Below are 24,837 nucleotides of genomic sequence, written 5' to 3' on the forward strand. Positions count from 1 at the left end.
AGTTAATATCTAAATTGTTTAAGTAAGTTTTCAACCGGTGCTGCTAAGCCAATTTTTATATCTTGCTGTAAGTTATACCAAAGTCCTTGTGTTTCATCCATACAAGCAGAAAACTGATTAATAGTGACATAAATAGGTATAACATCTAAATGAAAGTGGCTAAAGGTATGACGAAATGTAATTAATTGCTCAATTTTGTTATATACAATACCGGAATTATTAAGCCACTCGTTTAGTGCATCAAGCGTATTAAATTGTGGAAAAATATATAAGCCTCCCCAAATACCAGAAGGAGGACGCTTCTCCAGCCAAATTGAATTTTCATATTGTAGAATCAAAAACCAGCCACATTTGGTGGGAATTTGTTGTTTAGGTTTTTTGGTTGGAAAATTTTGCCAGCTATGGTTTATAAAAGCATGGCAATCTTTTTGTAACGGGCAGAGTTCGCATTTAGGTTTACTACGACTACAGATCATAGCACCGATATCCATCATCGCCTGATTAAAATATTGAGCATCATTTGCGGGAGTTAACAGAGTACTGATAGCCCATAGTTGGTTTTCAACTTCTTTTTTACCGGGCCAACCATCAATTCCATAGTAACGAATAAGCACGCGTTTTACATTACCATCCAGGATCGGGAAATGTTGGTTTTGAGATAACGATAAAATAGCGCCAGCAGTGGAGCGTCCTATGCCTGGAAGTGAAATAACTTGTTCGAATTTATTGGGGAAATGGCCATCATATTTAGCCACAATTTGTTGCGCTGCTTTATGCAAATTGCGGGCTCTGGCATAGTAACCGAGGCCAGTCCATAGGTGTAAGATTTCATCTTGCGGGGCATTGGCTAAAGATGTGATGTCAGGGAAATGGCTAATAAATTTCTCAAAATAAGGGATCACGGTAGCAACCTGTGTTTGCTGCAACATTACTTCAGATAACCAGACGTGATAAGGGGATTTTTCTCGTTGCCAGGGGAGTGTTTTGCGCCCATAACGATGATACCAGTTAAGTATAGCTTGCGAAAATTGTAGTGTATCCATATAAAAAGTCTTTACCCTAAACAGTCTTATAAAAAGTAGCTTTTGATATGAGCGATGGTATCATTGCTAGTTGTTTTTTCCGCAAGGAATAAATATTTACTCTTTAGCCAGATATTAGCTTTGATGAAGTTTTTTATTCCGTCAATAGAGTAATGCTTTTTACCTGTCATTTTCATATTCAACTGCTCATAATATAATTATCTCTATTATGAATAGTATTAATTGGTAAAAATAATCTCAATACTTATGATGAAAAATGTTATTACTCCAAAAGTTAATGAAGAGGGCAAAGTAATACGTCGTGTTCGTAGCTTTGTCCGCCGTCAGGGGAGATTAACTCCTCGTCAGGAAAATGCACTGCAAATGTTATGGCCTAAGATGGGGGTAGATTTTACCGGTGAGCCTCTATCATTTAATTCACTATTTGGCAATAATGCGCCGGTGATCCTGGAAATTGGTTTTGGTATGGGGGCATCATTGGTTGCCATGGCCGGACAAAATCCGGCTAAAAATTTTCTCGGTATTGAAGTCCATACACCGGGAATTGGTGCTTGTTTGGCAGCGGCGAAAGAAGCCAATCTGAGTAATTTACGGGTTATGTGTCATGACGCAATTGAAGTATTGGAGAAAATGTTGCCAGATGGTTCGTTAAATATGGTGCAACTTTTTTTCCCTGATCCCTGGCACAAAGTAAGGCATAATAAGCGCCGAATTGTTCAGCAGTCCTTTGCTAAGCTTGTTTTACATAAATTGGAATTAGGTGGTATATTTCATATGGCAACCGATTGGCGACCTTATGCAGAGCATATGTTAAATGTAATGCGTGAAATCAGTGATTATCGAAATTTGTCAGCAGTAGGCGATTATGTTCAGCGACCCGCTACGCGACCGGTGACTAAATTTGAAAAGTGTGGCCAGCAGTTAGGCCATGGAATATTTGATCTTATGTTTGAGAGGATAAAATAATGTCTAAACAGCGTAGCCGTCGTTTATGCAAAAAACTACATATAGACGAATTTCAAGAGGTTGGTTTCTCAGTAAATTGGTCTTTTCCCGCTAAAACGCCCGTTGATAAGATTGATAGTATGGTTGATATCTTTATTATAGAGCTTATTCAGCCTAATGGTTTAGCGATGGACGCCAGTGGTTACTTAGATTGGGAAGGATTGATCTGTATGGAGAAAAAACTGGCAGATGTACAGAAGAGCATCGTAAATTAGTAGAAGAATGGTTAAAAAATCACGGTATGAAAAAGGTGGTTACTTCTGAATTATTTGATGGGATCAATCAGCTTTAAATGTTATTAGACAGATTATTGTGACTAAGTCACGAGTTTCGCACCAATAAAAAACGCTCTATTTTTAAGTTTAATTCAGCATAATATATAAATAGACAAAATCTTATAAATTAAAAGCAATTTATTGTAATTTAAACAAATTTATACGTTTTAGTAACTTGCAAATTAACCATTGCTTTTAAGCTATTTCTGGAATTTTATATGCCTGTGCGAAACTTGTGTAAGTGTTTTTGGCATGCTTTAATTTGTCTAAATGAAGAATCGATATTTAAAGATTACTTTTTTGGCGTAGATAAGTTTATTAATAGACTTTTTTTAAAAACTGTATTTTTAGTTAATAATAATTAAAGAAAAATAAATGTATTTTATAACAATTTTAAATGTAGTTTTTATATCTTTTAATTAGAAGATGGTTAATTGGCAAATAATATGCTATCTTATTTTTTATACTAAATAAAGAGAAAATTAAATTTATATTAACTGATTGAGTAAAAAGAATGAATTATTATTCTAATATTTCAATTTTAAGTAATAAATATTGTTTTTATTACAACAATATATTTTTAATAAGCTTTATATCAATCAAACTGGTTGTCTGCCATTCCATTTATTATACAAATATAAAAAATATTAATATATTTTTCAAATGGCTAATAGTAGCATGCTTATAATATTGGCTAAAACAAATATTAAATTAGCTATCCATTTTTACATTGTATTCATTAAACTGTTTAAATATATTAATTAATTTTACTGATGCTTAATGTTGGGTGGTTATGTTTTATATAATAAGTTAAAATTTTATTATGTTTTTTATATTATAGTGAATACTAGATTTTTTTGTCATTAACTTAACTAAGTGATATTTAGCTGTATAATAGGTATTTGATAATTATGAGTTTTGAAATTAATTAAATTTTTTAAGCATAAATAGAAAATAGATAAAAATTATTCTAATAAATAGATTATATTTTTATCATGATAATTTATAGGAAGTAAAAATAATATCGGATAGTATTAAAATATGAAAACTTTAAACCCAACGCTTTCTAATACATTACTCATAGATATTTTACAACAGGTTCGTGCTCTGATCGGACAAGGAAAAGTAGCAAATTATATCCCAGCGTTAGCAGAAGTGCCGAATCATCATTTGGCAATGGCTGTTTGTACTGTCGAAGGAGAGATATTTTCAGCCGGTGATGCATATGAGCGTTTTTCTATTCAGTCAATTTCTAAAGTACTTGGTCTTACCTTAGCCATGACCCGTTACCAGGAAGATGAAATTTGGTGTCGGGTTGGTAAAGAGCCGTCAGGATTACCCTTTAATTCATTGGTACAATTAGAAATGGAAAAGGGTATACCGCGGAATCCTTTTATTAATGCCGGGGCTATTATTATTACTGATATGTTGCAGTTTCGGTTTAGCACACCTAAGCAACGAATGCTGGAGTTTGTTCGTTCACTTACCGGTCAAACGGATATTAGTTATGATAACCAAGTTGCGAAATCGGAAATGGAGCATGCGAGTCGCAATGCAGCAATTGCCTATTTAATGAAATCTTTTGGTAATTTCAAGAGCGATGTTTTAGCGGTATTAGAAACTTATTTTCATTGTTGTTCGCTAAGTATGAATTGTGTGGAATTGGCTCAATGTTTTAATTATTTAGCCAACAATGGACGATTATTAAATAATGATCAGATCATCACACCAATTCAAGCCCGACAAATTAATGCCTTGATGATGACTTGTGGTATGTATGATGGTTCTGGTGAATTTGCTTTTCGTATTGGAATGCCGGGTAAATCAGGTGTTGGCGGTGGGATCATTTGTGTTGTACCTAATGCTTTTACAGTAGCGGTATGGTCACCTGAATTGAATAAATCAGGGAACTCTTTGGCAGGTTGCGCTGCCTTAGAATTATTATCGCAACGGATAGGTCGCTCCGTTTTTTAGTATATGGCAATACAAAGCTGTGGGTTAAAAGAGAAAATATGTTACGTATTATATTAATTGTTTGTACATTATTGATGGCAACTTTTGTCGTAGCGAAAGAGCATCAATGTTCTGTAAATCTTAAAGATGACATTATTATTACCAAACAGCAGATACAAGTAAAAGGTGTCAGTGGGAATTTGCAGATCACGCCTGATGGTGAAGTTACCTTTAATAATAAAGTATTGCCGTTAACCCCGATGCAAAGAGAACAAGCTGTTGGTTATCAAAGCGTGGTTCGTGCAGGTTTACCATGGATCAAACAGCATACTGAGCAGAAATTAGTTGAAGCTGAGCAAATACTCGATAATCTGGTTATTCGGGTGATGGGACAGGACAGTCAAGTGAGAAATCGCTTAAATATACTAAAACAAAATTTGGATAAGCAGATTGATAAGGTTATTGAACAACGCGCCGATAGCCTGATCTTTCATCATCAGCAGTTAAAAACGATTGAAGCTGACAGCCGTATTTTACTCAATGAAAGTTTAGGTGGAATATTGCAAGATAGTATTAATGAAATGGGGCGTAAACAATTATTGACGGGTGGTGATGCAAACCAGTCGCTGCAAAATTTGCTGGGTGGACTAAGCGGATTACAGCAGGATTTAGAATTAGAATGGAAAAAGCAGGAAGATAATTTTCGCCAGTTTGGTCAACAGGTTTGTCATAAAATTGCCCATATGGAGCAGCTTCGTATTGATCTATTAAATAAGTTGAAATAATTTTTTAAACTATCACATATTTTATTTTAACCGTGCAATTTAACCAAGTTATTACTAAATTAAGCGTTTAATTTAATCGAGATTTATCCAATCAATAAAGTTTAATCTGGTTTTTATCTGTTATTGTTGCAGATATTAGTCAGGTTAAGCTCAATATCCCCATTTTTCATTTTAGGTAAATTTAGCCTGACAAAATAAATGTCGCTGTATCTGGGATATGTAAGTGACAAAAATCAGTGTAATACCCGATATAGCTAGGCGACTTAATTTTGATTACAGCATATGTATTAAAAACAGGTCATCGATAGTGCATCCTGTTTCCATCTTTTTACGTTTAGCTTGAGACCATTTATGTTCTATAGGATTTAAATCTGGTGAATACACAGGCAAATATTCTATCTGGTGTCCTGCGTTTATAATTGCCTGTTCAATATTCTTACCTTTGTGAAAGCTAGCGTTGTCCATAAAAATAACAGAATTTTCAGGAAGTTCTGGGAGCAATATTTTTGTGATCCAAACATAAAAAACATCACGATTAATATTGCAATCAAATAATCCGATAGCAAAAAGGGTTGTTCCCAATAAAGCGCCAATAACATTTGTTCTTCCCTTAGCACCCCAGTTTTTCAGGCCAAAACAACGGTGACCTTTTGGGGAATAGCCGTGAGTTCGTGGAGTGTCATGTGAAAAACCACTTTCATCAATAAAAACAACAGATTTATCTTTTTTTTCATACTGTTGTCTTTTTTGCTGATGTGCCAGCCTGTCGCTTTCGTTGGTTTTTGGATGGAATAGAGTTTTTTTTATAGGTTAATCCCAGCTTTTTAAGGGATTGCCAAATAGTCTTTTACAAACACCGAATCGCTCTGCCCGTTCCTTTTGGTAAGCATCTGGATACTGTTCCACATCTTTTGCTAAAGCATTTTTATCGAGCTTCCTCTTACGTGGCGTTGAATTTTTTGGCTCTGGTCGTTTAAGCCAACGTACTAAAGACGCTTTTCCAATACGGAATTGTTTCGCAGTTTCTCGAATTGTTAAACCTTCGGCTTTCCTTACAGATATTACTTTACGTCGAAAATCAATTGTATAACTCATAACACACCTTGTAATCAAAATTAAGTCGCCTAGCTATATAGCAATCCTAAAAATTAGTACAGTTTGTAAGCATAATAATGCTTATCGTTAAATAGACGGTTTTACTAGTGATTACTTTCAACAAAAATAGAATATTAAGTATAAAACTTAAAATGAAAACAGGTTATATGAAATAAATTACTAAAAAATTGCTTTTGATAGGAGTACAATGCATGTCTACCATATTGAATTTAGGCAATAATTACAATTATAACTTTAGTGAAAGTCGACTTAATCGCGTTATGAATGCAGAAACATTCATTGGCTGAAGCGAAGCGCAAAATATGGGGTTATGGGATCGGATTAAAGACTTTTTTCACGGTAGCGTGAAGCGGCAAGCAATAGAGATATTATTTGATCATATTAATCAGCCGGCATGCCATGATACTTCACAAAATAAACAACTACTGAAATTTGAACGATTGATTGATTTAGCCAAACCTGAACACAAAAAAGATTTTACCATTGATGCTGATCCACCTAATGAATATGGTAAATGGAATTATCGATTACAGATCGCAGAACATACTGTATATCAAACTAATGAGATAGTTGATAGTCCAACCACCTCTTATGGTGCTTTTTGTGCAGTTATGACAGGTATGGCTTTTCGCCAATATATATCTGATAACCCTGATATTTTGGTAGTGGAAATGATAGTAATGATGATTATATCAGGGCTAGTATCCAATGTATGAGCGATGATGAAAAAATACGCCAGCAGCTTGAAAAAGACCTAGACAACCCGAAGTATAGCCATAAAAATTTTTGTGCAATCGAAGAAGTTGCTGATTCAGCAAAATTTATTGCCCGCTTCAAAGAGGGGAGTTTAGAATTTTCTAATAGCGATAATTTACATGGTGAATTTAGAGGTGCTCTTTTAAAAAATGCATTGCAAAGTGGTAATTATCACAATTTGAGAGAATTGTGCTTACAAGGTAATAATCGTACAGGGCAAAATACCATGCTACAGTATGCAGTAGCTCCTTGCAGATGGTAAGCGTAGGAATACTATAGTAACCTGAGTTCGGGATAAGAAATAAACACGAGTTTCACAAGCTCCGAAAAAGAAGGATAAAGTTCAAAACAAGAAAAAATTAGGGTGTTCATGTTTTGTCCAGTTATCCATTGCATTAAAAATATCTATAAAACATTCTTACAAGTAAGCAGTGTAAGATACTCTGGTTTGGCGTTATCATAAATAAGCCCATCGCCTTTATCTCGTGACACTATTAGTCGATGGCTAAAAGTAGATGTTTTCGACCTAAAGACCTATAGCGATTAGTTCAACCTTCTATAGACAAAAAAAGCCCTTGCGTACTAATTGCCGATGATATATTGATTGCCAAAACACGTAATAAAAAATAGAGATGGTCCATTATCAATATTCAGGTAATGAATATGATGTTATTGCTGGCATAGGTTTAGTTAATTTACTTTGGCATAATCTAACAACTGTTGGATCAATTCCTATTGATTATCGTATTTATGATAAAGATTCTGATGGAAAAATAAAAAACACGCACTTTTCCGAAATGCTCGCTCTTGCTAAAAAAAGAGGGATCATACCAGAAGTGGTAGTGATGGATGCCTGGTATTCTAGCCTGGATAATCTGAAATGAATTCGCTCTCATGGTTGGGTCTGGGTAACCACCGCTGAGGAAAAACAGGATTGTTAACCATAACAAAGAACTGAACAAGTTAGACATCTCAGAAGAAGTAACTCCAATACACTTACGAGGTTATGGTTGGGTGGACAGTTTTCAAATTTACAGCCAAAAACGGCCGTATTGATTACATAGTAACAAACAAAGACAATCCCACCCGTCAATACGTCAAATCTATCATGGATGCTCGTTGGTCTGTTGAAGTTTATCATCGAAAAGTTAAACAAAATTGTGGTATTGAATGCTGTCAGGCTCGCACGAGCCGAGCGCAAAGAAATCATATTTTTCTCGCTATTTCTCAGTGGTTTGAACAACATAAATGCCGTATATCTGAAAAAATAACTCTTATCAACAAAATTGGCATGTAATCAAAAATGCTATTGCTGAGCACATCCGTGTTTTATTAGCGTACCCAAATTAGTTTTGTGCGAAAATCGTGATAAAGTGAAAGTCCTGCTATTCAAATAGTTGAATGCGCATATTTCGTTAAAATATTCTAACAATCTGGTTAAAGAGTAGAGCATTGTTAAACAATTATGGAAAATCTTACTGAACTTTATTGCCTGATGGATGATTTTTGTAAAGACTTCGAGCCAAAAATGCATAAAATTTTGCTGAATAAAGGTAGCAAGCGTCGTAGACGGTCTACTCAGTTTTCATTGGTTGATATGATGACACTGGTTGTTTTGTTTCATCAACTCCGATTCAGCCAATTCAAGGTATTTTATCTCTATCATGTCCGTTTATATCTCAGGAAGGAATTTCCTAACTTGCCATCATATTCACGCTGCGTAGAGTTATTTCCGCGCAGTGCCTTAGCTTTAACGGTACTGTTTGAGTCAATTAAGGGAAAGTGCACGGGTCTGTCGGTTGCCGATTCTACTCCGATAGCTGTGTGATAACTTACGGATCCGCCGGCATAAAGTCTTTGATGGGATAGCTGAACGAGGAAAAACCTCAACAGGTTGGTTCTTTGGTTTCAAACTTCATGTAATTATCAATCTTTTGAGGGAAATACTCAGTTTTCGACTTACACCAGGAAACACAGATGATCGGAAACCATTACCTGAGCTGATAAAAGATCTTTCTGGTTGTTTGTATGCGGATAAAGGGTATTTATCGGCTTCACTGAAACAGCAACTGAAAACAATGGGAATTAACCTTATAACGAATATCAAGAAGAAAATGAAGCCTGTTGAACAGACTTGTTTCGACAAAGCCATCTTGCGTCATCGTTCTGTCATTGAAACGGTATTTGATGAGTTAAAAAATCTTTGTCAGATAGAGCATACGCGGCACTACTCTCCTGCTAACTTTGTAGTGAATTTATTAGCCGGGCGGGTTGCATATTGTTTAATTCCATCTAAACCAAAGATTCCTGTGGCAGGAACATCTCTTCAAGCATAATTGATAATGCTTATACATCCTACACTAAATGGGATGTAAATGGCTTTATAAAAATAGTGTTAACAAAGAATTAAGAAATAATTTGCCTTGTTCGGTGATCTGCCAGCTAGATTTTGTTTCTGTGATATAACCTTGCTCCAGCGCGTTATCAAGTTGACGACGAATGATATTTTCCGCTAAACCGGTGTAATCAATAAAATCCTGTCTTGGTACTACTGCCTCAAGCAAGCGAAAGCGATTCATAAAGAATTCAAAAGGCCTATCTGGTTGGTTTACTTCCTTTTGTTGATAGAGATAGTTCCCCGATAGATAGCCACGGGGATGTTTCGTTTTCATTGTTCGCAAAATACGACCATCGGCAAAAGAGATTTTTCCGTGTGCGCCACAGCCAATTCCTAGATAATCGCCAAAACGCCAATAATTTAAATTGTGCTGACACTGATAGCCAGGCTTGGCATAACCAGATATTTCATATTGTTGATATCCGGCTTTATTAAGTAGCTGATGTCCTTCTGAAAAAATCTCCCACAGCGCATCATCATTAGGCAATACTGGCGGGCAGGAACCAAAATGGGTATTCGGTTCAATCGTTAATTGATACCAAGAAATGTGGGGCGGAGATAAATCAATTGCTTGTTGCAGATCAGAAAGTGCCTGTTCAAGTGACTGATCAGGTAAACCATGCATTAGATCAAGATTAAAACTACGTAAATTTAATGCTGAAGCCAGAAAAGCGGCTTGGATAGCTTCTTCGGAGCCATGTATTCTGCCTAATCTTGTGAGTTTATCGGCAGCAAAACTTTGCACTCCAATAGAAATCCGATTAATGCCAGCTTGTTGATATTGGCTAAAACGTTCAGCCTCAACGGTACCAGGATTTGCCTCCATGGTGATTTCGGCATCAGCTGCCAGCGATAATCTTTGACGTATACCATCAAGCAAAGATTGCATTGCCTTAACGTCAAGTAGACTGGGTGTACCGCCACCAATAAAAATACTATTAACTTGGCGACCATTTATCAGTGCAAGGTCAGCTTGAAGATCGGTTAGTAGATGTGTGACATATTCTTGTTGGGGCAACTCACCTTTTAGTGCATGTGAATTAAAATCACAATAAGGGCATTTTTGCACGCACCAGGGAATATGCACATACAGACTCAATGGCGGTAATTTAAGCATTAGTTAAAGATCCTAATAACATCTTTAATGCTTGCCCACGATGCGATACTGCATTTTTTTGCACTTTAGTTAATTGAGCTGCGGTAAGTTTTAGTTTGCTGTCATAAAAAATCGGATCATAACCAAAACCGTTGCTACCTTTAGGTTCATGGGTTAGCACCCCTTGCCATATACCGCGACATATAATCGGTGTTGGGTCGGCGAAATGACGCAGATAAACGAGTACACAATGGAATTGAGCTTGGCGTTGGTTGTCCGGAATATCTTTCATGATGGATAATAGTTTGTGCAAATTTTCTTCGTCAGATGCATTTTCACCCGCGAAGCGAGCTGAATAGATCCCCGGCGCACCTTTTAACGCATTAACCGAAAGGCCTGAATCATCGGCAATGGCCGCGAAACCAGAAGCTTTTGCCGCATAGCGTGCTTTTAATATCGCATTCTCAATAAAAGTTAGCCCAGTTTCTTCAATTGCACTAATAGCTAACTCAGTTTGGGCAATAATATTTAAGTTACACTCTTTTAATAGTTCAGAGAATTCACTTACCTTGCCGGCATTACCCGTTGCTAATACCACTTTATGCATGAAATTTGCTCGCCTTTACATTAAATAGCCAACTGAATAGAGTATGCTGGTAATAGTCGGATCAATAAATAGCAGAATATCCAGGCGCAGATAATTTAAAGCAATCAAAATCAGCATTACTATCATGGCTGAGAAATCTAATCCGCCCATAGCAGGGATAATACGGCGAATAGGTGACATTAAAGGCTCAGTTAATTGCATAAGCATATAATCAATAGGATTACGGCCTTGGCTTATCCAACTAAGAATAGCTCGAATTAAGATCAGACAAAAAACTAACTTGCCGGCATAAGTTAATAATTGAATAAAGTTAATAGGTAATAGCGCTATGCTGATTAAAGCAAGCGTGTTCGTTGCCCACATGACAAAAAGCATATTGGCTATGGTAAGAATATAGGCGACCAATAAAGTTGCGGTATCAATCGCCCCAATGGCAGGAATAAAGCGCTGTAAGGGGCCTACAATCGGTTGAGTTGTTTTGACCACAAATTGGGAAAATGGATTGTAGAAATCTGCTCTGACCCATTGCATCCAAACTCGTAGCAATAAAATAATAATGTATAGTTGAATAATGGTTGGTACGATAAAAGTTAAAAATTGCATTTAATTATCCTGATAAATCAATATTGTTTTTCCATTTCTTCAGCACGGCGGATTGCGGCACGCATTGCGTTGGTGACAATTTGAGATAAATTAGCTTGATAAAATCGCTCTAAGGCTTTAGCCGTAGTCCCGCCTTTCGAAGTCACTTGTTCTCTTAGTGTCGCAAAAGAGAGATTTGATTTGCTTGCCGCCAGAGCAGCAGAACCTTGGGCGGTATATAAAACCAGCTCTCTTGCTGTTTTACTATCAAAACCAAGTCGTTCAGCCTCCTGTTGCATTAATTCCATAAATAGGAAAAAGTAAGCAGGTGCACTACCAGTAACGGCAATAATATCATTAATTGCGGTTTCGTTAGTCAGCCAGAAAACTTTGCCAACACTTGCCATTAGTTCTGTGGCAAAAGTTTTATCATTCTCTGATACTGAATCCATGGCATACAAACCACTAACACCTTGGCCCACTAGAGATGGCGTGTTAGGCATAACACGCACCAGATTTATGTTAGGCGCGAGATATTGTTGATAACGTTTCACCGGAATTCCAGCGGCAATTGTCAAAATCAGTTTATTGGCAAAATTAACCTGTTCTTTTAGTGGTTGACAAACAGTTTCCATAATCTGGGGCTTAACAGCAAGCATAATAACATCAGCATGTTTGCTTGCATCACTGTTATCGCTTTTTCCATGTATACCATATTTTTTTACAAGTTGATCACGATTTTTGGTGGTGGGGGAGCAGACTGTGATGTTATTTGCCGGATAGCCAGCTGAATTTAATCCGGCAATAATCGCGTGAGCCATATTCCCAGCGCCGATAAAGGTAATTTTTCGCTGTTGCATTATATTGCTCCTTTTATTGATTGCCTTGATTTTCAAATTGATTCATTATCGGGAACCAAAAATAGCTGTGCCAATTCTGACTAATGTTGAACCACAAGCAATTGCAATATCAAGATCTGCGGTCATGCCCATTGAAAGTGTATCAATATCTGGATATTGTTTTTTTAACCGATTGAATAAATTTTCCGTGCTACGAAAAATTGACATCTGTTGGCTAAGCTCATTATTTGGTGCTGGAATTGCCATTAAACCACGTAATTTTAGGTTTGGTAATAATACAATTTCAGCTGCTAATTTATCTAACTCTGCTGGTGTGATACCTGATTTACTTATTTCATCACTGATATTAATTTGGATTAGCACGTTTAGTGGCGCTTTATTTATCGGACGCTGATTATTTAATCGTTGTGCTATTTTTAATCTATTAATAGTATGACACCAATCAAAATGCTCTGCTACTAATCGACTTTTATTGGATTGTAGTGCGCCGATAAAATGCCATATTAAATCTTGTTTGTTACTAAAATAGGCAATTTTTTCTATCCCTTCTTGCAGATAATTTTCGCCAAACTGGTATTGTCCCGCATTGATAGCCTCTTGAATTGCATCACAAGATTTAGTTTTACTAACGGCCAGCAGAGTAATATCTTCGGGCTCTCGATGATATTTTTTTGCCGCTTGTATAATACGATTTTTGACATTAACCAGATTTTGTTGGATTGTATTCATAAAATTTAGATGCTAAATAAAAATGAAATAGGATAAAAATATAATTTCATTGTCACGGCTATGCGTGACAGTTTATTGTAATTATGCTGATTAAGCATGTTGTTCAAACCAACTTTCTAAAATAATGACAGCAGAAATGGAATCAATCTTACTTTTATTTAACGCCCGATAGCCACCCTGATTAAATAGTTGTGCTCGCGCTTCTATTGTTGTTAAGCGTTCATCGTGTAATGTAACTTGGATACCAAAGCGCCCATGCAGACGATTAGCAAATTTACGGGCTTGATTACTTATTGGCTGCTCTGTTCCGTCCATATTGAGAGGAAGTCCAACGATAGCCAATTCAGGTTGCCACTCTTGTATTATTTTTTTAATGTCTAACCAGTTGGGCTTACCATCTTTTGCTTTTATTGCAGTTAAAGGGCGTGCAGTTGCTGTAATTTCCTGCCCAATGGCGATACCTATACTCAGTGTACCGAAATCAAAAGCAATAATTGTTCTGTTTGCCATTATGCATGACCCGCTTGATTTGAAATATTAAAGATATCAATCCCAATTAAAGCAGCGGCTTCATGCCAACGTTCAGAAATGGGGGTGTGAAAAATGATATTGTTATTTGCTTTGGCGGTTAGCCAACTATTTTCCATTATCTCTTTTTCCAGTTGCCCTTGTTCCCAGCTTGAATATCCCAAGGCGATAAGCGTTTTTTCTGGTTGTTTGGTAGTGCCTAAAGTTTCGAGAATGTCTTTTGACGTCGTGATCATAATTTCATCAGAAAGTTTTAAGGTAGAACTAAAACTATTTTGTGGTGAATGTAGAATGAAACCATGATCTTCTGCGATCGGGCCACCAGAAAAAACCGGTTGACTTAATTCAGTTATATGATCGTATTCTGTCGTTTTAATGTTTAAATTTTTTAATATACTATTGATTGAAATTTGTTCAATTTGTCTATTGATAACGAGACCCATAGCACCTTTTTCATTATGCTCACAGATATAAACTACCGACTTTTGAAAATACGGATCTAATAACGTTGGCATGGCAATGAGAAAGTGGTTTTGTAAATTCATATTATTAAACTTATTTTCCTGAATTATCAATAAAATATACCTGAATTAAAAGTTAAAAAATAATTAATGAAATACATTCGCGATTGTTTAAATTTTATTTTCGGCTGACTGTAAGATATTAATATTTTATAACAATAGAAAACATTTATAGTATCCTATCTTATTATTCAGTTAACTGTAGTGTTAGCTGTGGTTAATTTACTGTTTTTGCAGTCATCCGTTTTTCTATTGCATCAAATAACATACCTATAATTGATATAGCCGAAAATGCTGCTTCAATTTCGCGTATACAGGTAGGACTGGTAACATTAATTTCGGTTAAGCGATCACCAATAATATCTAAGCCAACAAAAATTAATCCTTTTTCCTTTAATATAGGTGCGACCGTTCTGGCAATTTTCCAATCACTTTCTGTCAATGGTCTCGCTTCACCATATCCTCCGGCCGCTAAATTTCCTCGCGTTTCACCTTGAGCAGGAATACGAGCTAAGCAATAAGGAACTGGTTCACCATCGACAACCAACACCCGTTTATCACCTTGCTTGATAGCAGGTAAGTAATCCTGAGCCATACAGAAGCGCTGGCCATGTTGAGTTAATGTTTCAATAATGACACTGACATTAGGATCATCTTTCTTTAAACGGAAAATCGATGCGCCACCCATTCCATCCAGAGGTTTAAAGATGACATCACCATGTTTTTGATGGAATTCTCGTAGTTTTTTATTATTTCGGGTTACTAACGTATCAGGTGTTAACTGAGGAAACCAGGCGGTAAATAATTTTTCGTTACAATCCCGCAGGCTTTGAGGTTTATTGACAATTAGACTACCCGCTTGTTCTGTCCTTTCAAGAATATAAGTGGCATAAATATATTCAGTATCAAAGGGGGGATCTTTACGCATTAAAATAACATCAAGATTTTTCAAAGCAATATCTTGTTCAGCACCAAATTCATACCATTGTGCAATATCTTGTTTGATGTTGATCAGTTGTCTGGTACGTCCGAATGCTTCGCCTTGTAATAAATAGAGATCGTCCATTTCCATATAGTGAATTTCATATCCACGGCGTTGTGCTTCTAATAGCATAGCGAAACTACTATCTTTTTTAATTTTTATGGTTGAGATGGGATCCATCACAATACCTAATTTGAACATTTTGTCTCCTTAACCAAGATCGCCGAAGCGAACTTGTAATGCTGTGATTGCAGTTAACGCAGTGGTTTCTGTTCTTCACGAGTTTCGCACAGGTATATAAAATTCCAGAAATGGCTTAAAAGCAATGGTTAATTTGCAAGTTACTAAAACGTATAAATTTGTTTAACTTACAATAAGTTGCTTTTAATTTATAAGATTTTGTCTATTTATATATTATGCTGAATAAAACTTAAAAATAGAGCGTTTTTTTATTGGTGCGAAACTCGTGTTCTTAATATCCGAGGCCTAAGTAGGATATTAGTAAATTGGTAATTAGTTGTCATTATTATTTCATCTGGCGAAAGCCCGCCTTCTGGGCCAATGAGTAACCTAATTTTATTTACCGCTGCGGGCAGTGTATTAATACTTGATTGGGCTTTAGGATGGAGATTAATTTTTAATGCATCATCTTTTTCTGTGCACCAAGCTTCAAGAGGCATGACTGGACGGATTAAGGGGATTTTGTTACGTCCACATTGTTCGCAAGCAGAAATGGCAATGTTCTGCCATTGTTGTTGGTCTTTAATGAGTCGCCCAGGATCTAATTTAACATTACAGCGTTCAGAAATAAGTGGAGTAATGATATTGACGCCCAGTTCTACTGATTTTTGAATAGTGCACGAGTTTCGCACCAATAAAAAAACGCTCTATTTTTAAGTTTTATTCAGCATAATATATAAATAGACAAAATCTTATAAATTAAAAGCAACTTATTGTAAGTTAAACAAATTTATACGTTTTAGTAACTTGCAAATTAACCATTGCTTTTAAGCCATTTCTGGAATTTTATATGCCTGTGCGAAACTCGTGTAGTGAATTTCATTTTTTCCCCACGAGAAATAACTTGTCCAAGATGGAGATCTAAAGGGGATTCTCTGTTTGCGATTGTCGCCAGCCCGAGCTGGGCTCACCACTTTTTCGTATTGGCTGTTGATTCAAGCATTTGTTATAACAATTATTTTATTACCATTAAGCCATTTATTAGTTAGTTATTTACCCCTTTATCTATTTAATTATAGATCGCATGACTCTCCTAGTAGATATCTCCTTTTTATTACTCTTTTTATTCCTTTCACTATCATATTTTTGCTGATCACAGATCTTAGCCATACACGAGTTTCACACAAACCTAATTTGGGTATACAATAACCCCCTGATCTGCTCAGCAATAGCATTTTTGATTACATGCCAATTTTGTTGATAAAGAGTTATTTTTTCAGATATACGGCGTTTATGTTGTTCAAACCACGCAGAAATTGCGAGAAAAATATGATTTCTTTGCGCCCGACTCGTGGGAGCCTGACAGCGTTCAATACCACAATTTTGTTTAACTTCTCGATGATAAACTTCAACAGACCAACGGGCATCCATGATAGATTTGACGTATTCACGGGTGGGATTCTCTTTGTTTGTTACTAAGTAATCAATACGGCCATTTTTGGCTATAACACGAGTTTCGCAATCTCCAAAAAAGTAGTATAAAGTTCAAAACAAGAAAAAATTAGGGTGTTCATATTTTGTCCGGTTATCCATGCATTAAAAACATCTATAAAACATTCTTACAAGTAAGCAGTGTAAGATACTCTGGTTTGGCGTTATCAGAAGTAAGCCCATCGCCTTTATCTCATGACACTATTAGTCGATGGCTAAAAAGTAGATGTTTTCGACCTAAAGACCTATGGCGATTAGTTCAACCTTCTATAGACAAAAAAAGCCCTTGCGTACTAATTGCCGATGATATATTGATTGCCAAAACACGTAGTAAAAAAATAGAGATGGTCCATTATCAATATTCAGGTAATGAACATGATGTTATTGCTGGCATAGGTTTAGTTAATTTACGTTGGCATAATCTAACAACTGTTGGATCAATTCCTATTGATTATTGTATTTATGATAAAGATTCTGATGGAAAAACAAAAAACACGCACTTTTCCGAAATGCTCGCTCTTGCTAAAAAAAGAGGGATCATACCAGAAGCGGTAGCGATGGATGCCTGGTATTCTAGCCTGGATAATCTGAAATCAATTCGCTCTCATGGTTGGGTCTGGGTAACCACGCTGAGGAAAAACAGGATTGTTATAGCTAGGCGACTTAATTTTGATTACAAGGTGTGTTATGAGTTATACAATTGATTTTCGACGTAAAGTAATATCTGTAAGGAAAGCCGAAGGTTTAACAATTCGAGAAACTGCGAAACAATTCCGTATTGGAAAAGCGTCTTTAGTACGTTGGCTTAAACGACCAGAGCCAAAAAATTCAACGCCACGTAAGAGGAAGCTCGATAAAAATGCTTTAGCAAAAGATGTGGAACAGTATCCAGATGCTTACCAAAAGGAACGGGCAGAGCGATTCGGTGTTTGTAAAAAGACTATTTGGCAATCCCTTAAAAAGCTGGGATTAACCTATAAAAAAAACTCTATTCCATCCAAAAACCAACGAAAGCGACAGGCTGGCACATCAGCAAAAAAGACAACAGTATGAAAAAAAAGATAAATCTGTTGTTTTTATTGATGAAAGTGGTTTTTCACATGACACTCCACGAACTCACGGCTATTCCCCAAAAGGTCACCGTTGTTTTGGCCTGAAAAACTGGGGTGCTAAGGGAAGAACAAATGTTATTGGCGCTTTATTGGGAACAACCCTTTTTGCTATCGGATTATTTGATTGCAATATTAACCGTGATGTTTTTTATGTTTGGATCACAAAAATATTGCTCCCAGAACTTCCTGAAAATTCTGTTATTTTTATGGACAACGCTAGCTTTCACAAAGGTAAGAATATTGAACAGGCAATTATAAACGCAGGACACCAGATAGAATATTTGCCTGTGTATTCACCAGATTTAAATCCTATAGAACATAAATGGTCTCAAGCTAAACGTAAAAAGATGGAAACAGGATGCACTATCGATGACCTGTTTTTAATACATATGCTGTAATCAAAATTAAGTCGCCTAGCTATAACCATAACAAACAACTGAACAAGTTAGACATCTCAGAAGAAGGAACTCCAATACACTTAAGAGGCTACGGTTGGGTGACTGTTTTCAAATTTACAGCCAAAAACGGCCGTATTGATTACAGAGTAACAAACAAAGACAATCCCACCCGTCAATATGTCAAATCTATCATGGATGCCCGTTGGTCTGTTGAAGTTTATCATCAAGATGGTCGCCTATGGCGACGACTTGTCATTGCTTGTTAGTACTGGTATAACCCGATACCTATTGTCTCAATCTTTTGGTCCCTTTTATGTCACCGCGTTTTAGTCATGTTTTTCAATTTGGTCAACGCTGGCTCACTTGGCTTAATCGCCAACCCCCTGATAGGGTCCGCACTGTTGTGATGGAAACCATGGTAAAGATTATGGCTTGCGGCACTTCGCTTATGGGGTGGTCAATTTGGCGCTGTCCTGACCCTCAATGTAATTCTGAGAAACGGGTTAAATTTACCTGCAAAAGTCGAAGCTGCCCCCATTGTGGCGTCAAAGCTTGCCTACAATGGATTAACAATACGCTAGCTTGGTTACCCGAATTTCCTTGGCAGCACATCACTTTTACCATGCCTTGTGAATATTGCCCTATTATTCGCGCCAACCGTTGGCTTCTCGGTGAAATGAATCGATTAGCCGCTGATGTGATATTAACCATCTGCCGTGACCTCAATATCACCCCAGGCGTTTTCACTGCCATCCATACCTGGGGACGAGACCAAAAATGGCATCCGCATATTCATTTTTCAACCACAGCCGGCGGGGTGACTAAAAAGAATACCTGGCGGGATATCAGCTTTTATCGCGAAAACATTATGACAATGTGGCGATATCGGATAACAGCATTATTGAGAAAACATTATTACACGCTCACCATTCCCGATGAGCTTAAAGCTGAAGGAAGAAGTAAAGCATCATAGAATCAATTACTTAACACTCACTACAAGCGCGGGTGGAATATTAATCTTTCTGATATTCTTTCTAATATTACCCATGTCACCCTTTATCTCGGATTTTATCTAAATAAACCCCCCTGTCTCGCTCAGTCGCTTAAAACATTATTCCGGCGAAGATAACATCACGTTACGCTATAAGAGCCACCGCACGAAAAAACAGGAAGACCTGGTCATGACATCCGATGAATTTATTACCCAGTTTGCGTCTCATGTGCCAGAAAAATGGTTTCACATGATCCGCTATTACGGCTTTTTAAGTCCATCAGCACGGATGCGAAAAATGTTAAAGGAGGTTGTTTATCCCTTAACCCAGCAAGACAAAAAAACCGCTAAAAGTCACCTGGCGAAACATGTATCAACACGTCTTTAAAGTCGATCCACTTGCTTGTCTCTTATGTGGGAAAAAATTACTTTTCGCAGGAATGAATTTTGGATTGAATCGTAAAGAACTTATGGCACGTCACCATGATCTGGCTTGTTTGCGGTGGCGATAAAAACTCACGACAGGGTAGATCTATCCTTTTGTTCAAAATTGATTAATAATTAATCGTTTTTTAACCATCTATTCCGTTCCTTATCTCAACCTTCAACATAATTTTGGCAAAATTTAGAAGAAAATAAAAAGGATTTCATCATGGCGCAGGTTAATGAGTAACCATTTCGGGTATTAATTTCTTATACATCGAGAAGTTAAACAAAATTGTGGTATTGAACGCTGTCAGGCTCGCACGAGTCGGGCGCAAAGAAATCATATTTTTCTTGCTCGCAATTTCTGCGTGGTTTGAACAATATAAACGCCGTATATCTGAAAAAATAACTCTTTATCAACAAAATTGGCATGTAATCAAAAATGCTATTGCTGAGCACATCCGTGTTTTATTAGCGTACCCAAATTAGTTTTGTGCGAAACTCGTGTATAAATTTGAAAACTGTCACCCAACCATAACCTCGTAAGTGTATTAAGGTTCCTTCTTCTGAGATGTCTAACTTGTTCAATTGTATATTACGGTTAACAATCCGATTTTTTCTCAGCGTAGTTACCCAAACCCAACCATGAGATCGAATTGATTTCAGATTATCCAGGCTAGAATACCAAGCATCCATCGCTACCGCTTCAGGCTTGATCCCTCTTTTTTTAGCAAGTGCGAGCATTTCGGAAAAATGCGTATTTTTTGTTTTTCCATCGGAATCTTTATCATAAATACAATAATCAATAGGAATTGATCCAACAGTTGTTAGATTATGCCAAAGTAAATTAACTAAACCTATGCCAGCAATAACATCATGTTCGTTACCTGAATACTGATAATGAACCATCTCTATTTTTTTACTACGTGTTTTGGCAATTAGTGTATCGTCAGCTATTAGTACACAAGGTTTTTTTTTGTCTATAGATGTTTCAACTAATCTCCACAGGTCTTTAGGTTGAAAACATCTGCTTTTTAGCCATCGACTAATAGTGTCATGAGATAAAGGCGATGGGCTTACTTCTGATAACGCCAAACCAGAGTATCTCACACTGCTCACCTGTAAGAATGTTTTGTAGATATCTTTAATGCATGGATAAACTGACAAAATCACGAGTTTCGCACAGGCATATAAAATTCCAGAAATGGCTTAAAAGCAATGGTTAATTTGCAAGTTACTAAAACGTATAAATTTGTTTAAATTACAATAAGTTGTTTTTAATTTATACGATTTTGTTTATTTATATATTATGCTGAATTAAACTTAAAAATAGAGCGTTTTTTATTGGTGCGAAACTCGTGAAAATATAAACATCCTAATTTTTTCTTGTTTTGAACTTTATACTTCTTTTTCGGAGCTTGCGAAACTCGTGCCATATAGTGATTTTACTTTTTTTCGTCTGGTTTAGCGTATTACTTGCGTTTATTGATCATCAGACAGGTTATTTGCCAGATTTATTAGTCTACCCATTACTTGTGTTATAGCTAGGCGACTTAATTTTGATTACAAGGTGTGTTATGAGTTATACAATTGATTTTCGACGTAAAGTAATATCTGTAAGGAAAGCCGAAGGTTTAACAATTCGAGAAACTGCGAAACAATTCCGTATTGGAAAAGCGTCTTTAGTACGTTGGCTTAAACGACCAGAGCCAAAAAATTCAACGCCACGTAAGAGGAAGCTCGATAAAAATGCTTTAGCAAAAGATGTGGAACAGTATCCAGATGCTTACCAAAAGGAACGGGCAGAGCGATTCGGTGTTTGTAAAAAGACTATTTGGCAATCCCTTAAAAAGCTGGGATTAACCTATAAAAAAAACTCTATTCCATCCAAAAACCAACGAAAGCGACAGGCTGGCACATCAGCAAAAAAGACAACAGTATGAAAAAAAAGATAAATCTGTTGTTTTTATTGATGAAAGTGGTTTTTCACATGACACTCCACGAACTCACGGCTATTCCCCAAAAGGTCACCGTTGTTTTGGCCTGAAAAACTGGGGTGCTAAGGGAAGAACAAATGTTATTGGCGCTTTATTGGGAACAACCCTTTTTGCTATCGGATTATTTGATTGCAATATTAATCGTGATGTTTTTTATGTTTGGATCACAAAAATATTGCTCCCAGAACTTCCTGAAAATTCTGTTATTTTTATGGACAACGCTAGCTTTCACAAAGGTAAGAATATTGAACAGGCAATTATAAACGCAGGACACCAGATAGAATATTTGCCTGTGTATTCACCAGATTTAAATCCTATAGAACATAAATGGTCTCAAGCTAAACGTAAAAAGATGGAAACAGGATGCACTATCGATGACCTGTTTTTAATACATATGCTGTAATCAAAATTAAGTCGCCTAGCTATAGCGTTGCTTTTTCATGCCATGCAATCTAATGAACAGTTGTTATTGGCTATTTATGGTGCCTTGATTAGTTATTTAATATTTTGGTTTATTTATGGTTTTTTTAAATTAGCTATTAAGCGTAGAGGATTAGCACAAAGAGATATTAAACTTGTGGCGGCTTATGGGGCTTGGTTAGGGGTATATATTTTACCTTATTTAATGCTATTATCTGCTTGTCTTGGCTTCTTATATTACATTCTTTTATGGATCAAGATACGCTATAAGCCAGATAAAATTGCTTTTGGCACTGCATTAGCTAGTGCAGGTATTTAGTTTAGTGTTGATTAAATATTTTAAAGAAGATTGGCTCATAAAAATTATTCTCTAACAAGTTAGCATATCGATATTTGGGGCTATGGGTAACTTTGTTAAACTTAGACTGGTATTTTTTATTGAAAAAAGACTTTATTAATTTTTATGTGCTTTTAACTCGTTAGATGAAATATGAGGAAAGTTAAAATGAAAAAAGTAAGTTTGTTATTATCTTTTCTTTTCTGTTGTTCATTTTCAATTATTGCATCTGTGCCAGATGGTATTACGGTATTTGCAAGCCAAAAAGAAACCGGTAGTATCTCTTCTGCAAAAAAATCCTATTACACAAAAACATTTGATGTTACGGTGGTAAATGCCTCTGAAAAAGACATTGATTTGTCTAAATATTGTTTCAAAGCTTTTTTAGGCTCAAGAGAGTTTAAGGTAGATACTATTGATGAGAATTTACATAATAAAGTGCTAAAAAATAACGAAAGTGCAAAAGGCTTGATAGTATTTGCATCTATTAATCGTGATATTATTAAAGCAGCAGTGGTTAAATTAACTGATAAATGTAAATAAATAATCTCTAAACGCAGCTTAACTTTACAATAATAGGCTGCGTTAAATTGCTAAAGGCTCCATTTTTATTGTTTTTAAATTTATTATTCTAAATAAATAATAGTTAACCTCTTTCCATCCATGGAAAAGCATAAATAATTTTTATGATAAGGAAGCCGCCGATAAATTTTCCAGATATTTTTGCCATAGTTGTGGTTGAGTAAAATATTTATCTAAATTTATTACCATCAGGTTTTCATTATGCTGAGCAATTAGGGTCGGAAAACCGGAACGAGCAACTTGATGTAATAAGGTACGACTTGATTGGATATGCTTGTTTGTTGGTTCATCTTTATTTATGGCAAAAGTTTGTTGAAATAACTGTTTGTCTAGTCCAATCTGTTGGGCTAATTGCAATAAAATGTTTTCGTCACTAACCCGAAGACCATCAATATAGTGCGCGTTTGGATGGCCTTTAACATTGCTAAACCTTTATCTGCTAATTTATTAGCGGTAATAATTGCTGTTATCGGTGGTAATGAATCAAGTATTACATCATTTTGTTGTAACATTTGGTGATAATTATCTCCAAATGCTTGTCCCGTTATACCGGCTACCTGCTTATCAGTATCCAACAAAAATTGACGCCATTGATCGTCTATTTTTACTCGGTTGTGGCCTGTCAGCATAACACCACCATGAAGTTGTAGTTTAATATTCGGCTGACTAGCTGCAATTTCTATCAATGGAGACGCGCCATAACACCAACCACAGAAAGGATCAAAAATATAGTGTAAGGTTATTGCACGAGTTTCGCACAGGAATATAAAATTCCAGAAATGGCTTAAAAGCAATGGTTAATTTGCAAGTTACTAAAACGTGTAAATTTATGTAAATTACAATAAGTTGCTTTTAATTTATAAGATTTTGTCTATTTATATATTATGCTGAATTAAACTTAAAAATAGAGTGTTTTTTTATTGGTGCGAAATTCGTGTAGGCTAATAAAACACGGATGTGCTCAGTAATGGCATTTTTGATTACGTCCCAATTTTGTTGATAAAGGGTTATTTTTTCAGATATACGACGTTTATGTTGTTCAAACCACGCAGAAATTGCGAGAAAAATATGATTTCTTTGCGCTCGGCTCGTGCGAGCCTGACAGCGTTTAATACCACAATTTTGTTTAACTTCTCGATGATAAACTTCAACAGACCAACGGGCATCCATGATAGATTTGACGTATTGACGGGTGGGATTGTCTTTGTTTGTTACTATGTAATCAATACGGCCGTTTTTGGCTGCAAATTTGAAAACAGTCACCCAACCGTAGCCTCGTAAGTGTATTGGAGTTCCTTCTTCTGAGATGTCTAACTTGTTCAGTTGTTTGTTATGGTTAGCAATCCTGTTTTTCCTCAGCGTGGTTACCCAGACCCAACCATGAGAGCGAATTGATTTCAGATTATCCAGGCTAGAATACCAGGCATCCATCACTACCGCTTCTGGTATGATCCCTCTTTTTTTAGCAAGAGCTAGCATTTCGGAAAAGTGCGTGTTTTTTGTTTTTCCATCAGAATCTTTATCATAAATAACCTGAGTTCGGGATAAGGAATTTAATTTTTTTATTCATATATTCAAATAGTTACTTAAAAAGCATTACATAAAATATGTGCTTGATTTTGATTTTTTTCATGATTTTAGAAGAGAGAATAGGTTATTTTTTTAAC

The 24,837-nt window shown here is 36.1% G+C and carries 24 protein-coding genes and 11 pseudogenes; 18 read left to right on the forward strand and 17 right to left on the reverse strand.

Annotated features, from left to right (window positions below):
* Positions 1-2: 2 nt before the first annotated feature.
* Positions 3-1,043 (reverse strand): A/G-specific adenine glycosylase, encoded by a 1,041-nt coding sequence (gene mutY, locus AYJ55_RS02735; RefSeq protein ID WP_063654108.1) that lies wholly within the window; start codon positions 1,041-1,043, stop codon positions 3-5.
* Between the two features lie 246 nt (positions 1,044-1,289).
* On the opposite strand from mutY, the gene trmB reads away from it, so the two are divergent.
* The 4 genes and pseudogenes from trmB (at position 1,290) to AYJ55_RS02755 (ending at position 5,061) form a co-directional block, all read left to right on the forward strand.
* The gene (trmB, locus tag AYJ55_RS02740) at positions 1,290-2,009 is read left to right on the forward strand and encodes a tRNA (guanosine(46)-N7)-methyltransferase TrmB (protein ID WP_063654110.1); all 720 of its coding nucleotides are present in this window, start codon (positions 1,290-1,292) and stop codon (positions 2,007-2,009) included.
* Positions 2,009-2,340: pseudogene (locus AYJ55_RS02745) on the forward strand (YggL family protein). Before trmB ends, AYJ55_RS02745 begins: the two are co-directional and overlap by 1 nt.
* 1,024 nt (positions 2,341-3,364) lie before the next feature.
* Positions 3,365-4,297 (forward strand): glutaminase B, encoded by a 933-nt coding sequence (glsB, locus tag AYJ55_RS02750; RefSeq protein WP_063654112.1) that lies wholly within the window; start codon positions 3,365-3,367, stop codon positions 4,295-4,297.
* Positions 4,298-4,335: 38 nt separating this feature from the next.
* The gene (locus AYJ55_RS02755) at positions 4,336-5,061 is read left to right on the forward strand and encodes a DUF2884 family protein (protein ID WP_063654114.1); all 726 of its coding nucleotides are present in this window, start codon (positions 4,336-4,338) and stop codon (positions 5,059-5,061) included.
* A 273-nt stretch (positions 5,062-5,334) separates the two neighbouring features.
* Here the strand turns inward: AYJ55_RS02755 and AYJ55_RS31510 are convergent, their stop codons facing one another.
* Both AYJ55_RS31510 and AYJ55_RS31515 read right to left on the reverse strand, forming a co-directional pair.
* The gene (locus AYJ55_RS31510; RefSeq protein ID WP_162505291.1) at positions 5,335-5,868 is read right to left on the reverse strand and encodes an IS630 family transposase; all 534 of its coding nucleotides are present in this window, start codon (positions 5,866-5,868) and stop codon (positions 5,335-5,337) included.
* A gap of 3 nt (positions 5,869-5,871) precedes the next feature.
* Entirely contained in the window at positions 5,872-6,156 is a 285-nt protein-coding gene (locus AYJ55_RS31515; protein ID WP_063654116.1) for an IS630 transposase-related protein, read from the reverse strand.
* Between the two features lie 323 nt (positions 6,157-6,479).
* Between AYJ55_RS31515 and AYJ55_RS02770 the strand changes: the two genes are divergently transcribed.
* The 4 genes and pseudogenes from AYJ55_RS02770 to AYJ55_RS02785 all read left to right on the forward strand — a co-directional run bounded on the left by AYJ55_RS02770 (position 6,480) and on the right by AYJ55_RS02785 (position 9,269).
* Positions 6,480-6,893, forward strand: a complete 414-nt coding sequence (locus AYJ55_RS02770; protein WP_063654118.1) for a hypothetical protein — start codon at positions 6,480-6,482, stop codon at positions 6,891-6,893.
* On the forward strand, positions 6,890-7,195 hold the full coding sequence (locus AYJ55_RS02775) for a hypothetical protein (RefSeq protein ID WP_063654120.1): 306 nt from the start codon (positions 6,890-6,892) through the stop codon (positions 7,193-7,195). Before AYJ55_RS02770 ends, AYJ55_RS02775 begins: the two co-directional genes overlap by 4 nt.
* 113 nt (positions 7,196-7,308) lie before the next feature.
* Positions 7,309-8,283, forward strand: a pseudogene (locus AYJ55_RS35430) (IS701 family transposase).
* A gap of 115 nt (positions 8,284-8,398) precedes the next feature.
* Positions 8,399-9,269 (forward strand): annotated as a pseudogene (locus AYJ55_RS02785) (IS982 family transposase).
* 45 nt (positions 9,270-9,314) lie between these two features.
* Here AYJ55_RS02785 and hemW read toward each other — a convergent pair.
* The 10 genes and pseudogenes from hemW to AYJ55_RS02835 form a co-directional block, all read right to left on the reverse strand.
* Complete coding sequence (hemW, locus tag AYJ55_RS02790; RefSeq protein ID WP_063654122.1) at positions 9,315-10,448, reverse strand: radical SAM family heme chaperone HemW; 1,134 nt, start codon at positions 10,446-10,448, stop codon at positions 9,315-9,317.
* Positions 10,441-11,034, reverse strand: coding sequence for an RdgB/HAM1 family non-canonical purine NTP pyrophosphatase (rdgB, locus tag AYJ55_RS02795; protein ID WP_063654124.1), 594 nt, complete (start codon positions 11,032-11,034; stop codon positions 10,441-10,443). The genes hemW and rdgB overlap by 8 nt, the downstream gene beginning before the upstream one ends.
* A gap of 15 nt (positions 11,035-11,049) precedes the next feature.
* Positions 11,050-11,637 carry a YggT family protein gene (locus AYJ55_RS02800; RefSeq protein ID WP_063654126.1) on the reverse strand — a complete coding sequence of 196 codons (588 nt, stop codon included), beginning with the start codon at positions 11,635-11,637 and terminating at the stop codon, positions 11,050-11,052.
* A gap of 17 nt (positions 11,638-11,654) precedes the next feature.
* Positions 11,655-12,476, reverse strand: a complete 822-nt coding sequence (gene proC, locus AYJ55_RS02805; RefSeq protein ID WP_063654128.1) for a pyrroline-5-carboxylate reductase — start codon at positions 12,474-12,476, stop codon at positions 11,655-11,657.
* Between the two features lie 45 nt (positions 12,477-12,521).
* Positions 12,522-13,205 carry a YggS family pyridoxal phosphate-dependent enzyme gene (locus tag AYJ55_RS02810; protein WP_063654130.1) on the reverse strand — a complete coding sequence of 228 codons (684 nt, stop codon included), beginning with the start codon at positions 13,203-13,205 and terminating at the stop codon, positions 12,522-12,524.
* A gap of 90 nt (positions 13,206-13,295) precedes the next feature.
* On the reverse strand, positions 13,296-13,715 hold the full coding sequence (gene ruvX / locus AYJ55_RS02815; RefSeq protein WP_063654132.1) for a Holliday junction resolvase RuvX: 420 nt from the start codon (positions 13,713-13,715) through the stop codon (positions 13,296-13,298).
* Positions 13,715-14,278, reverse strand: coding sequence for a YqgE/AlgH family protein (locus AYJ55_RS02820; RefSeq protein WP_063654627.1), 564 nt, complete (start codon positions 14,276-14,278; stop codon positions 13,715-13,717). Before AYJ55_RS02820 ends, ruvX begins: the two co-directional genes overlap by 1 nt.
* A gap of 193 nt (positions 14,279-14,471) precedes the next feature.
* Positions 14,472-15,437: a glutathione synthase gene (gene gshB, locus AYJ55_RS02825; RefSeq protein ID WP_063654134.1), complete on the reverse strand. Its 966-nt coding sequence runs from the start codon at positions 15,435-15,437 to the stop codon at positions 14,472-14,474.
* A gap of 248 nt (positions 15,438-15,685) precedes the next feature.
* Positions 15,686-16,093: pseudogene (locus AYJ55_RS02830) on the reverse strand (RsmE family RNA methyltransferase); the annotation flags it as partial.
* 512 nt (positions 16,094-16,605) lie between these two features.
* A pseudogene (locus AYJ55_RS02835) lies at positions 16,606-16,919 on the reverse strand (transposase); the annotation flags it as partial.
* Positions 16,920-16,993: 74 nt separating this feature from the next.
* Here AYJ55_RS02835 and AYJ55_RS02840 point away from each other — a divergent pair.
* The 6 genes and pseudogenes from AYJ55_RS02840 to AYJ55_RS35440 all read left to right on the forward strand — a co-directional run.
* Positions 16,994-17,557, forward strand: a pseudogene (locus AYJ55_RS02840) (transposase); the annotation flags it as partial.
* Positions 17,558-17,594: 37 nt separating this feature from the next.
* Positions 17,595-17,960: an IS630 transposase-related protein gene (locus AYJ55_RS02845; protein WP_063653415.1), complete on the forward strand. Its 366-nt coding sequence runs from the start codon at positions 17,595-17,597 to the stop codon at positions 17,958-17,960.
* Positions 17,929-18,417: an IS630 family transposase gene (locus AYJ55_RS02850; RefSeq protein ID WP_063653499.1), complete on the forward strand. Its 489-nt coding sequence runs from the start codon at positions 17,929-17,931 to the stop codon at positions 18,415-18,417. Before AYJ55_RS02845 ends, AYJ55_RS02850 begins: the two co-directional genes overlap by 32 nt.
* Before the next feature lie 8 nt (positions 18,418-18,425).
* Positions 18,426-18,647, forward strand: a pseudogene (locus AYJ55_RS35435) (IS701 family transposase); the annotation flags it as partial.
* A gap of 83 nt (positions 18,648-18,730) precedes the next feature.
* Positions 18,731-19,920 (forward strand): annotated as a pseudogene (locus tag AYJ55_RS02855) (IS91 family transposase).
* Between the two features lie 186 nt (positions 19,921-20,106).
* A pseudogene (locus AYJ55_RS35440) lies at positions 20,107-20,323 on the forward strand (IS701 family transposase); the annotation flags it as partial.
* 21 nt (positions 20,324-20,344) lie between these two features.
* On the opposite strand, the pseudogene AYJ55_RS02865 reads toward AYJ55_RS35440, so the two are convergent.
* Positions 20,345-21,001, reverse strand: a pseudogene (locus tag AYJ55_RS02865) (transposase); the annotation flags it as partial.
* Between the two features lie 410 nt (positions 21,002-21,411).
* Between AYJ55_RS02865 and AYJ55_RS02870 the strand changes: the two are divergent.
* The 4 genes from AYJ55_RS02870 to AYJ55_RS02885 all read left to right on the forward strand — a co-directional run bounded on the left by AYJ55_RS02870 (position 21,412) and on the right by AYJ55_RS02885 (position 23,131).
* Positions 21,412-21,777 (forward strand): IS630 transposase-related protein, encoded by a 366-nt coding sequence (locus AYJ55_RS02870; protein ID WP_063653415.1) that lies wholly within the window; start codon positions 21,412-21,414, stop codon positions 21,775-21,777.
* On the forward strand, positions 21,746-22,234 hold the full coding sequence (locus AYJ55_RS02875; RefSeq protein WP_063653499.1) for an IS630 family transposase: 489 nt from the start codon (positions 21,746-21,748) through the stop codon (positions 22,232-22,234). The genes AYJ55_RS02870 and AYJ55_RS02875 overlap by 32 nt, the downstream gene beginning before the upstream one ends.
* A gap of 27 nt (positions 22,235-22,261) precedes the next feature.
* Positions 22,262-22,570, forward strand: a complete 309-nt coding sequence (locus tag AYJ55_RS02880) for a prepilin peptidase (RefSeq protein ID WP_063654144.1) — start codon at positions 22,262-22,264, stop codon at positions 22,568-22,570.
* 186 nt (positions 22,571-22,756) lie between these two features.
* Entirely contained in the window at positions 22,757-23,131 is a 375-nt protein-coding gene (locus AYJ55_RS02885; RefSeq protein ID WP_063654147.1) for a DUF4354 family protein, read from the forward strand.
* Positions 23,132-23,272: 141 nt separating this feature from the next.
* Here the strand turns inward: AYJ55_RS02885 and AYJ55_RS32535 are convergent, their stop codons facing one another.
* The 3 genes and pseudogenes from AYJ55_RS32535 to AYJ55_RS02895 all read right to left on the reverse strand — a co-directional run.
* Positions 23,273-23,527 (reverse strand): hypothetical protein, encoded by a 255-nt coding sequence (locus AYJ55_RS32535; RefSeq protein ID WP_245677259.1) that lies wholly within the window; start codon positions 23,525-23,527, stop codon positions 23,273-23,275.
* Entirely contained in the window at positions 23,518-23,856 is a 339-nt protein-coding gene (locus AYJ55_RS32540; RefSeq protein ID WP_245677260.1) for a hypothetical protein, read from the reverse strand. The genes AYJ55_RS32535 and AYJ55_RS32540 overlap by 10 nt, the downstream gene beginning before the upstream one ends.
* Before the next feature lie 196 nt (positions 23,857-24,052).
* Positions 24,053-24,700 (reverse strand): annotated as a pseudogene (locus AYJ55_RS02895) (transposase); the annotation flags it as partial.
* Between the last annotated feature and the right edge of the window lie 137 nt (positions 24,701-24,837).

The sequence above is a fragment of the Candidatus Arsenophonus triatominarum genome (genome assembly GCF_001640365.1).
Classification (GTDB): domain Bacteria; phylum Pseudomonadota; class Gammaproteobacteria; order Enterobacterales; family Enterobacteriaceae; genus Arsenophonus; species Arsenophonus triatominarum.

Bases quoted from the DNA above. Each gene is read 5' to 3' on its own strand.
- mutY (WP_063654108.1), bottom strand. From the start codon at position 1,043: ATGGATACACTACAATTTTCGCAAGCTATACTTAACTGGTATCATCGT.
- trmB (WP_063654110.1), top strand. From the start codon at position 1,290: ATGATGAAAAATGTTATTACTCCAAAAGTTAATGAAGAGGGCAAAGTA.
- glsB (WP_063654112.1), top strand. From the start codon at position 3,365: ATGAAAACTTTAAACCCAACGCTTTCTAATACATTACTCATAGATATT.
- AYJ55_RS02755 (WP_063654114.1), top strand. From the start codon at position 4,336: ATGTTACGTATTATATTAATTGTTTGTACATTATTGATGGCAACTTTT.
- AYJ55_RS31515 (WP_063654116.1), bottom strand. From the start codon at position 6,156: ATGAGTTATACAATTGATTTTCGACGTAAAGTAATATCTGTAAGGAAA.
- AYJ55_RS02770 (WP_063654118.1), top strand. From the start codon at position 6,480: ATGGGGTTATGGGATCGGATTAAAGACTTTTTTCACGGTAGCGTGAAG.
- AYJ55_RS02775 (WP_063654120.1), top strand. From the start codon at position 6,890: ATGAGCGATGATGAAAAAATACGCCAGCAGCTTGAAAAAGACCTAGAC.
- hemW (WP_063654122.1), bottom strand. From the start codon at position 10,448: ATGCTTAAATTACCGCCATTGAGTCTGTATGTGCATATTCCCTGGTGC.
- rdgB (WP_063654124.1), bottom strand. From the start codon at position 11,034: ATGCATAAAGTGGTATTAGCAACGGGTAATGCCGGCAAGGTAAGTGAA.
- AYJ55_RS02800 (WP_063654126.1), bottom strand. From the start codon at position 11,637: ATGCAATTTTTAACTTTTATCGTACCAACCATTATTCAACTATACATT.
- proC (WP_063654128.1), bottom strand. From the start codon at position 12,476: ATGCAACAGCGAAAAATTACCTTTATCGGCGCTGGGAATATGGCTCAC.
- AYJ55_RS02810 (WP_063654130.1), bottom strand. From the start codon at position 13,205: ATGAATACAATCCAACAAAATCTGGTTAATGTCAAAAATCGTATTATA.
- ruvX (WP_063654132.1), bottom strand. From the start codon at position 13,715: ATGGCAAACAGAACAATTATTGCTTTTGATTTCGGTACACTGAGTATA.
- AYJ55_RS02820 (WP_063654627.1), bottom strand. From the start codon at position 14,278: ATGAATTTACAAAACCACTTTCTCATTGCCATGCCAACGTTATTAGAT.
- gshB (WP_063654134.1), bottom strand. From the start codon at position 15,437: ATGTTCAAATTAGGTATTGTGATGGATCCCATCTCAACCATAAAAATT.
- AYJ55_RS02845 (WP_063653415.1), top strand. From the start codon at position 17,595: ATGAGTTATACAATTGATTTTCGACGTAAAGTAATATCTGTAAGGAAA.
- AYJ55_RS02870 (WP_063653415.1), top strand. From the start codon at position 21,412: ATGAGTTATACAATTGATTTTCGACGTAAAGTAATATCTGTAAGGAAA.
- AYJ55_RS02885 (WP_063654147.1), top strand. From the start codon at position 22,757: ATGAAAAAAGTAAGTTTGTTATTATCTTTTCTTTTCTGTTGTTCATTT.